Annotated in this window: 8 protein-coding genes; 7 read left to right on the top strand and 1 reads right to left on the bottom strand. The window is 38.5% G+C overall.

Going from position 1 to position 9,522, the window contains the following annotated elements:
- Positions 1–208: 208 nt before the first annotated feature.
- Positions 209–1,177, bottom strand: coding sequence for an asparaginase (locus tag AN161_RS06715; protein ID WP_053593591.1), 969 nt, complete (start codon positions 1,175–1,177; stop codon positions 209–211).
- A gap of 340 nt (positions 1,178–1,517) precedes the next feature.
- On the opposite strand from AN161_RS06715, the gene prsW reads away from it, so the two are divergent.
- The 7 genes from prsW to der all read left to right on the top strand — a co-directional run bounded on the left by prsW (position 1,518) and on the right by der (position 9,353).
- Positions 1,518–2,198 (top strand): glutamic-type intramembrane protease PrsW, encoded by a 681-nt coding sequence (gene prsW, locus AN161_RS06710; protein ID WP_053593590.1) that lies wholly within the window; start codon positions 1,518–1,520, stop codon positions 2,196–2,198.
- A gap of 441 nt (positions 2,199–2,639) precedes the next feature.
- Positions 2,640–3,461: a spore cortex-lytic enzyme gene (sleB, locus tag AN161_RS06705; protein ID WP_053593589.1), complete on the top strand. Its 822-nt coding sequence runs from the start codon at positions 2,640–2,642 to the stop codon at positions 3,459–3,461.
- 15 nt (positions 3,462–3,476) lie between these two features.
- Entirely contained in the window at positions 3,477–4,760 is a 1,284-nt protein-coding gene (locus AN161_RS06700; protein ID WP_053593588.1) for a PepSY1/2 domain-containing protein, read from the top strand.
- Between the two features lie 318 nt (positions 4,761–5,078).
- Complete coding sequence (locus AN161_RS06695; RefSeq protein ID WP_053593587.1) at positions 5,079–5,738, top strand: flagellar brake domain-containing protein; 660 nt, start codon at positions 5,079–5,081, stop codon at positions 5,736–5,738.
- A 167-nt stretch (positions 5,739–5,905) separates the two neighbouring features.
- Positions 5,906–6,580, top strand: a complete 675-nt coding sequence (gene cmk, locus AN161_RS06690; RefSeq protein WP_053593586.1) for a (d)CMP kinase — start codon at positions 5,906–5,908, stop codon at positions 6,578–6,580.
- A 102-nt stretch (positions 6,581–6,682) separates the two neighbouring features.
- Positions 6,683–7,819 carry a 30S ribosomal protein S1 gene (rpsA, locus tag AN161_RS06685; RefSeq protein WP_053593585.1) on the top strand — a complete coding sequence of 379 codons (1,137 nt, stop codon included), beginning with the start codon at positions 6,683–6,685 and terminating at the stop codon, positions 7,817–7,819.
- Positions 7,820–8,042: 223 nt separating this feature from the next.
- Positions 8,043–9,353 carry a ribosome biogenesis GTPase Der gene (gene der / locus AN161_RS06680; protein WP_053593584.1) on the top strand — a complete coding sequence of 437 codons (1,311 nt, stop codon included), beginning with the start codon at positions 8,043–8,045 and terminating at the stop codon, positions 9,351–9,353.
- The last annotated feature ends 169 nt before the right edge of the window (positions 9,354–9,522 follow it).

Here is a 9,522-nt window from a genome sequence, read left to right as displayed (position 1 = left end):
CATATGTTCTATAAAGAAAAAGCACTTCATTCCTCCCACCTCTGAAGAAGTGGGCTTCCTGAAGCTCACTTCTGTGAGAAAGACTTTATTCAGCTTTCTGTTATTCAGCCGGATTTTGAGAAAGCTATCGTTCGACTCCGAGAAATTTTGAGCTAGTATCAACAGGTTGTGGATGCATAAGCTACTAGGAAAATTGAATACATTGGTTTTACATGAAAAATTCCTTTAAATCAAGTGGAGTACCTGTTTTGTTGAGCCCAATTAATAATTTTAATCGCGCTTTTTGACCATTTATACCAGTTGCAAATATAGCTCCTAAGTCTTCCAGCATCTTACCACCACCAACATAGCCGTAGACACCTTCTGCGATGCCATTAAAACAACGGGATACGAGTATAACAGGTATATCACGCTCTAAAAGACTCTCAATACCCTTTACGACTGTCGGAGGAACATTGCCTTGTCCAAGTCCTTCTAACACAACGCCATCATATTTGCATGCGAGTACCACATCAAGTAAATCAACCTCCATGCCAGCATACACTTTCAGCATGGCCACTCGTTTTGGTAATCCAAGAATATCTACATATTGACGACGGATGGGGGCATGATGAAACAAAATTCTTGATTTAGTGATAAGTCCAATCGGGCCATACTGTGGTGATTGGAAGGTATTTACAGAGCTGGTGCTTGTTTTTGTTGTATTAACAGCAAGATGTACCTCGTCATTCATAACTACAAGCACACCTTTTTCACGAGCTTCTTCATCCACAGCTACACGAACGGCTTCCATTAAATTATAAATACCATCTGCACCAAGTTCGTTGGAGGAGCGCATCGCACCCGTTAAGACAATAGGAATCGATAAATCAGTTGTTAATTCTAAAAAATAAGCTGTTTCTTCTAATGTATCAGTACCATGGGTGATTACAACGCCATCGATTTGCTCTGCTGAAACTTTTTCGATAATAAGGTTTCGTAACTTAAGCATTTCTTTTGGTGTAATATGTGGTGAGGGAAGGTTAAAAGCTTCCATTTCAATAATCGTTGCAAGAGCGTCGAGCTTTCTGCTTTCCTTCATCAAAGGATTTTCCTTGTTTGGCATAACGGCGCCTTCATCACTCATTGCCATAGATATTGTTCCACCGGTATGAATTAATAAAATTGTTTTTTTCATAAAATAATATCTCCTTTTAAAAAGTTTTATGTCATTACATGGTATAATAATAGCAGTTTATCTTTATACAACTGATATTTTTTGTCGAAAAAGAACGATTAATGTCGCAAAAGTTTTCCGACTAAGATATACGAATGTATTTTTTAGTGAGTTTCCAATAACCGACAGAGAAAGAGGAACTCAGACTATGAATTTCACATCCTGTGAAAACGCCAAAGTGCAACTTTATGTTGGTCTAAAGCCTCAGAGGATGTTATGGATTTTGCATTATCCTAACATAATTTGAAATCTGAGAATAATTATGTCAAGGCGAAATTGATTTTTGAAAGGAGCCGGCATCATGATCATCTTATTATCAGCTGCCATTGCTCCCGGTCTAGCGCTTTTTAGTTACTTCTATTTGCGCAATCAGATGGCAACGGAGCCAAGAAGAACCTTACTTCAAACGTTTTTGTATGGCGCATTTTTAACGTTTCCTATCTTGTTCTTACAATATGTACTAACAGAGGAAGGGGTCTTTCGATATCTTTATCTACAAGATGTTGTTTTTTCTAGTGTAGTTGAAGAATTTTTTAAATGGTTTGTTCTTTTAATCGCTATTTACAATCATGTAGAATTCGATGATCCTTATGATGGCATACTGTATGGTGCAAGTATATCTCTTGGTTTTGCCACAATCGAAAATGTTCTTTACTTATTTTCATTCGGTTTGGATACTGCATTTATGCGAGCTTTATTACCTGTATCAAGTCATGCTTTGTTCGGTGTTGTAATGGGCTATTATTATGGACGTGCCAAATTTTCGAAGTTCGCAAAGACGAAAGAAATGATTGCTATGGCGCTTTGTGCACCGGTAGTATTACACATACTATATAATACAATTTTATCATTCAAAGGCTACTGGGTATATTTAATGATACCTTTTATGCTATTTTTGTGGTGGTTTGGGCTACGAAAAGTCAAACTTGCTCACTATCACCTTGTGCAACATTTGCATATGAATAAAAAATATAAAGCGTAGAAATCTAAAAAAGATTTCTGCGCTTTTCTATTTTTTAACTTCTTTCAGCAAATGTCTTTTGTAGCGAAAGCAAAGCGTCAGCTACAGAAATCTTCCACCTCTATAGGTGGTGAGATGAATGCGGATTTAAGTTACTTTTCAGTGGGTGTCCAAACACCTGCTGAAATAGAGGAACTCAGTCTAAGAACGCCACGTCCTGTGGCAACGACTGAGTGACCAACATCGTGTTGGCCCAAAGCCTTTGGCGGATGTCACGGAATCGGAAAGGAGTTCACATAGGATGTTAGCCTAAGATCATCGCATCCATGCGATAACGGCTAACTGACCTGCGTCACGCAGGCCTAAGCACAAAGCCGATTCCGGACGCAATTTTGCCTCGGCAAAATTGATATGTATAAAATGAGTCGTTTGTTTCAAGCTATGGAAAAAGGAGTGATGATAATGCGTTTAGTAAGCATAATTTTTGCTTTGATGCTAGGGATTAGTCTATTTGCTATTCCGCAAAATGACGCCATTGCATTTACCGAGCAACAGATTTCTCGTGGTGCTTATGGAGATGATGTAATTGAATTGCAGGCAAGGCTACAATTCTTAGGATTTTATAAAAGTAAAATTGATGGCACGTTTGGCTATAACACATATTGGGCTTTACGAAATTTCCAAGAGAAATATGGTTTACCAGTGGATGGGATAGCCGGCGCTAAAACAAAAAAAACTTTATCTGGATATTCAGATTACGATGAAGGATGGGTTAAAGCTCAATTAAATGCAGGCAATCAATTTACCTATTATGGTGGCATGCCACTTGAGCAGCAAGTGAGAACAAACACTGGCGGCGGAGGTGGTGGAGGTAAAAGTAGTGGTAGTAGTAATAATAATGGCACCAAAACACAAGTTCCTCCTAAGTATACTGACAAAGATTTACAGTTAATCGCGAATGCGGTTTATGGTGAGGCTAGGGGAGAACCTTATGAGGGTCAGGTAGCAGTAGCGGCTGTTATTTTAAACCGTCTGGAAAGTTCTGAATTCCCAAACACTATTTCAGGCATTATTTTCCAACCATTAGCTTTTACAGCGGTAGCGGATGGGCAAATTTGGCTAGAACCAAACCAACGTGCAAAAGAAGCCGTTCTGGACGCTATGAATGGCTGGGACCCTTCAGAAAATGCACTTTATTATTTTAATCCGAAAACAGCAACAAGTAAGTGGATTTGGTCACGACCTCAAATTAAACGAATTGGAGAACATATTTTCTGTTCATAGAAAGGAGGAAAACAAATGAGAACTATGCTCGTTATACTTACCGCGGCAGTTATTGGCTTAGGGGCATACAGCATTCATATGCACGGAGAAAATGCAAGTTTACAACGTACTGTGCTAGCTCAGTACACAGATACATTAACGGATGCATCTGAAAAATTATCTCATTTACAACGATCTGTTTCACAATCTCTATTGTTCCGAGATGATCAAGCGATTCACAATGAGTTAGATTCTGTTTGGCGACTAAGCTCTGAAGTTCGATCTTCTATATCTAATATTCCTGTCGGACAAGAACTCTCGAATCAATGGCTAGGTTATTTAGGTCGCCTTGGAGATGAGGCGAAGAGAACAGCTAAAACAGGAGATTATCAAGCTTGGCGAGAAAAAATGCCACAAGTATCCACAAATTTACAATCACTTTCAGACGAATGGTCAGCTGCAACCGTCGATTTTTATAAGAATGATGGTAAAATGGACGTCTGGTTGCAACAAGTAGATAGTAAGGCCCCAAGTACAACATTTGATAATGTACAAAAGACATTAAAGGGTTACAGTGAAAAGGATTTCCCACTTACATTAAGTGAATCGGATTGGCAGAAAAAAATAGAACTTAAAGCATTACAAGATTCAGTCATTACTGAAAAAGAAGCATTGGAAAAGGTTAAATATTTATTCCCTATTATAAAAGACGCAACCTTTACTGTTACGAAAAGTAATGATACTTCACCATATCCGTTTTATCATATCCAATTCCATCAAGGTATTCGTTTAGGGTATGTCGATCTAACAGAAAAGGGTGGGCATTTATTATCCTATTTAGTGGAACGTCCAGTGGATGAGGCAAGGCTATCACAAGATGAAATTATTAAAAAAGCTGAAGAAAATTTAAAACGACTTGGAATGAATGATGTTGCATTTGTGGAATCTCGTGAAAACCATCAAGCATGGCATGTGACATTTGCACGTGTTCACCCTGGTGATAATGCGTTGATCTATGCAGATGGCGTGCAACTAAAACTTGCTAAGGATACTGGTGAGTTACTTGGGGCAAATGCAATGGAATATATTCAAGAAGAGACGATTAAACCACAAACTGCAAAACCAATTGATTGGAAAACATTTTTCGATAATGATGTAAAAGTAGAAGAAGTGAGAAATATTTATACTGATAACGGACAATATGAGCAACGCCTTTGTTATGAGGTGATTGCGCTCCGCGATGGAAACACGCAGGAAACATTTAGAATTGTCATTGACGCTGAAAATCATAATGTCTTAAAAGTGGAATATTTAACGTAATCTAAGAAAAAAACTGGCTCATCACTAGAGGACATAAAACGTGTATATAAGTTGATAGGAGTGAAGGCTGTGCGACTCATCCGGGGATCAGCGTCACAGATGAGACACTGGAGCGAGTGCAATAGAAAAACGAAGGCTTTAAAAGCATCACGTCCTGTGATCAAGCTTTCGTGACCGCCCAAGCGGCTCATCGTGCGCCCTGTCGAAACGGAAATCAATCACACGTTATGGTGATGAGCCAAAAAATCACCAGTTCATATAGCCAAAATGGGTATCTCATGCGATAATAAAGGTATATTTGTGTTCGGGGAGATGCTCATGGAAATAAAAATTGGTACACAATTAGAACTTGAACCAACTTATACAGAGCGTATTGAAAAATTCCGCTGTAAAGTTGTAGAACAAAAAGACAATATTATTTACATCGATTATCCAATAAATATTGCAACAAATAAAACAGCATTTTTAATAGATGGTTCTGAATTTAGAGCAACTTTTCGCACGGAGGACAACCAATCATTTGCTTTCAATACAGAAGTGATTGGACGTAAAGCTGGCAATATACCTATGGTTATGTTGCACTGTCCAAAGGTAGAAGACTTTATCAAAATCCAACGCCGTGAATATGTACGTGTGGAAACGCCTGTGGATATAGCAATACAGTTTAAGGATTACAAATATCAGCTAGTAACAACAGATATTAGCGCAGGTGGTTTGGCCGTGTTCTTGAAAGGGGCAATTGCTTTCAAAGATGGTGATGAGGTTAAGTTAACAATCGTTTTACCATATGCCAATGGGGATGTAAAATACGTTGTCACAGATGCGACGGTTGTTCGTATAGTTGAAAAAGATAACAAAAAAATTGCAACTATACAGCTCACAGATACAGATGATGTAGACCAACAGCATATTGTTCGCTTCTGCTTTGAACGTCAGTTAGTTAATCGTCGTAAAGAATTGAATCCTTTTGATGATTGATTTTTTAAAGTCTTCCCAACTCTATTGGTGAGTGGCAAATTTCTATGAATTTTTGCAGGGAGTTTACACACCTTCAAATCGAGTAGTAATTTGATTTTAAGAAAGCCCTCTGCTAAAAGAGGGCTTTTTTATGATACAATATGGTGTGATAGAAAGTAGGGGAGAATATGAAGAAAAACATTCAAATAGCGATTGATGGACCTGCTGGCGCTGGGAAAAGTACGATCGCCAAAATTGTTGCAGAGGCGCTTGGATTCACTTATATCGACACAGGTGCAATGTATCGTGCAGTTACGTATAAAGCAATGCAACAAAACATACATTTAGATGATGAAACAAAATTAGCAGAAATGCTAGCATCTAGCAAAATTGAATTAAAGCCTTCTCCTCAAGGGCAACTTGTCTTTTTGGACGGGAACAACGTGTCGGCAGAAATTCGTTCAAATGAGGTAACTTCATCTGTTTCACAAGTAGCGGCTCATGCTAAAGTGCGCGAACTATTAGTAACACAGCAACAAAAGCTTGCTACTAATGGTGGTGTTGTTATGGATGGGCGCGATATTGCTACGCATGTGTTAAAGAATGCGGAGCTAAAAATCTATATGTCTGCAACAGTAGAGGAGCGAGCAAGACGTCGCTTTTTAGACAATCAAAAGCGTGGAATTGAATCTTCTATTGAAAAGCTTCAAGAAGAAATTGCCCTGCGCGATAAAATGGATAGCGAGCGTGAAGCATCGCCACTAATTCAAGCAGAAGAAGCCATATTTTTAGATACGACAGCATTGTCAATTGATGGTGCAGCACAGGCCATTTTAAAATTAGCGCAAGAAAAAATGGTATAAATCCTAAAATTTCAGACATTTTTTGAATTTAAAGGATTTATTTTTGTCTTTGTCTTCAATATCGAATAAAATAGTAAGGGAAGATGCGAAGGAGGGTTACATATGTCTGAAGAAATGAACTATGCAGAACAAACGTTTAACGAAGGTGATATCGTCAAAGGTATTGCAGAGCAAGTTGATGAAAAAGCGGTAACTGTTTCAATTCCAGGTGCACCATTCGACGGTATTGTACCAATAAGTGAATTATCAAGCTTACACATTGAAAAAGCGTCTGACGTAATCTCTGTTGGAGATGAGTTGGAGTTGATGATTACAAAGGTTGAAGAAGAAAACTATGTATTATCAAAACGTAAAGTAGATGCTTTAAAAGCATGGGATACACTTGAGCAACAATTCAACGCTGAGGAAGTTTTCGAAGCGGAAGTAAAAGATATTGTTAAAGGTGGTCTTGTCGTAGATTTAGGAGTACGTGGCTTCGTTCCAGCATCCCTTGTAGAAGACTACTTTGTAGATGATTTTGAAGGTTATAAAGGCAAATCTCTTAGTTTTAAAATTGTCGAGCTTGATAAAGATAAAAATCGTTTAATTTTATCACATCGCGCTGTAGTGGAAGCCGAAAAAGCTTCGCAAAAGAAAACGGTCATTGGCCAAATTAAAACTGGCGATGTGTTAGACGGTAAAGTACAGCGTATTGCATCATTTGGTGCATTCATCGATCTTGGTGGTATTGATGGCCTGGTGCATATTTCACAAGTGTCTCATGAACATGTGAGTGATGTGAGCGAGGTTTTATCAGAAGGCCAAGAGGTGAAGGTAAAGGTTCTTTCTGTAGACCCAGAAAATGAGCGTATTTCGTTATCCATTAAGGAGACGATGCCTGGACCTTGGTCAAACATTGAAGAGCGTGCTGCTAAAGGTACAGTGTTAGATGGAAAAGTAAAACGTCTTACTTCATTCGGAGCATTTGTGGAAGTTTTCCCAGGTGTAGAAGGTTTAGTGCATATTTCGCAAATCGCGCATAAGCATATTAACACGCCACACGAAGCTTTGAAAGAAGGACAAGAGGTACAGGTGAAAGTACTTGACGTAAATGCTAAAGAAGGTCGCTTAGCACTAAGCATTAAAGATTTACTTGAAAATCCTGAGGCAGAGGAAGTAATCGACTATGAATTACCAGAAGAAAACACAGGCTTCTCTTTCGGTGATGTCATTGGTGATCAACTAAAAAATTTTAAATAACTAGACAAGCGAGGATACAGTTTGTGTCCTCGTTTTTTTTTATGGAGTCGGCGGTGACAGATAGCCCTTCGAACCGCTAGATAGAAGAGGCGAAACGAAGTAAAAAATCTTAAAGTGATGGATAGAACAATACATAGCGCGCACTTTAATGGATATGATATGATATAATGGCATTTTTCGTGTATAATAGCGAAAGACAAGAAGTTGGAAGGATGAAGTACAGATGACGAAACCAGTAGTAGCCATCGTAGGTCGTCCGAACGTAGGTAAGTCGACGATTTTTAATCGTATCGTTGGGGAACGTGTATCGATTGTGGAAGATATTCCAGGGGTTACACGTGACCGTATTTATAGTTCGGCAGAGTGGTTAACACATGACTTTAATATTATTGATACAGGTGGTATTGAGATTGGGGACGAGCCGTTTTTAGAGCAAATTCGTCAACAAGCAGAAATTGCCATTGATGAAGCGGACGTTATTATCTTTATGACAAATGGTCGTGAAGGTGTAACAGCTGCTGATGAGCAAGTAGCAAAAATTTTATACAAAACTAAAAAACCGGTCGTTTTAGCAGTTAATAAAATTGATAATCCAGACATGCGCGAGATGATTTATGATTTCTATGCACTTGGTTTTGGCGAGCCTTGGCCAATTTCTGGCTCTCACGGCTTAGGTTTAGGGGATTTATTGGATGAATGTGCAAAACATTTCCCTAATGAGGATGAAAATCAATATGGAGACGAGGTCATTAAATTCTCGTTAATCGGTCGTCCAAATGTGGGGAAATCATCATTAGTAAATGCATTTTTAGGTCAAGACCGCGTTATTGTTAGTAACATCGCTGGTACTACTCGAGATGCTATTGACACACCTTATGAGTATGATGATCAGGAGTATGTCATTATTGATACTGCAGGTATGCGGAAAAAAGGGAAAGTGTATGAAACGACAGAGAAATACTCTGTATTGCGTGCATTACGTGCAATTGAACGCTCTGATGTTGTTTTAGTCGTTCTAAATGCAGAAGAAGGCATTCAAGAGCAAGATAAAAAAATTGCAGGCTATGCACACGAAGCAGGAAAAGCTATTGTTATTGTTGTTAATAAATGGGATGCTGTTGAAAAAGACGAAAAAACAATGAACGTCTTTACACAACAAATTCGTGAGCATTTCTTATTCTTAGATTATGCACCAATTATTTTTGTTTCGGCCAATACAAAGCAACGTGTACATCAAATTTTACCGATTATACAACGTGTAAGTGAAAACCATGCAATGCGTATTCAATCATCTATCCTTAATGAAGTGATTGAGGATGCAGTGGCACGCAACCCAGCACCAACTGATAAAGGCCGCCGTCTTCGCATCTACTATGCTACCCAAGTTGCGATACAGCCACCTACTTTTGTGGTGTTTGTTAATGAGCCAGAGCTAATGCATTTCTCTTATGAACGATTTTTAGAAAATCGTATTCGAGAAACATTTGATTTTGAAGGAACGCCAATTCGTTTAATTACCCGTGCTCGTGCTTAGAAAAAATATACACATACAGAACGCCAACCCGACGAAAATTGTTGGGTGGCGTCTTTTTACAAGAGAGGAAAGTATAATTTTCTAATGTCTACTATAAGGTTGCTTTGAAAGGTTACTCGAGTTCAAGTGCATTATCAGTCTTTCTATAGCGTTTATCGTAGCTAAAAAG

It is taken from the genome of Lysinibacillus sp. FJAT-14222 (genome assembly GCF_001278875.1).
GTDB lineage: Bacteria > Bacillota > Bacilli > Bacillales_A > Planococcaceae > Lysinibacillus > Lysinibacillus agricola.
The sequence above is the reverse complement of the archived record's forward strand: the minus strand, read 5'-3'. Positions and strand labels throughout refer to the sequence as shown.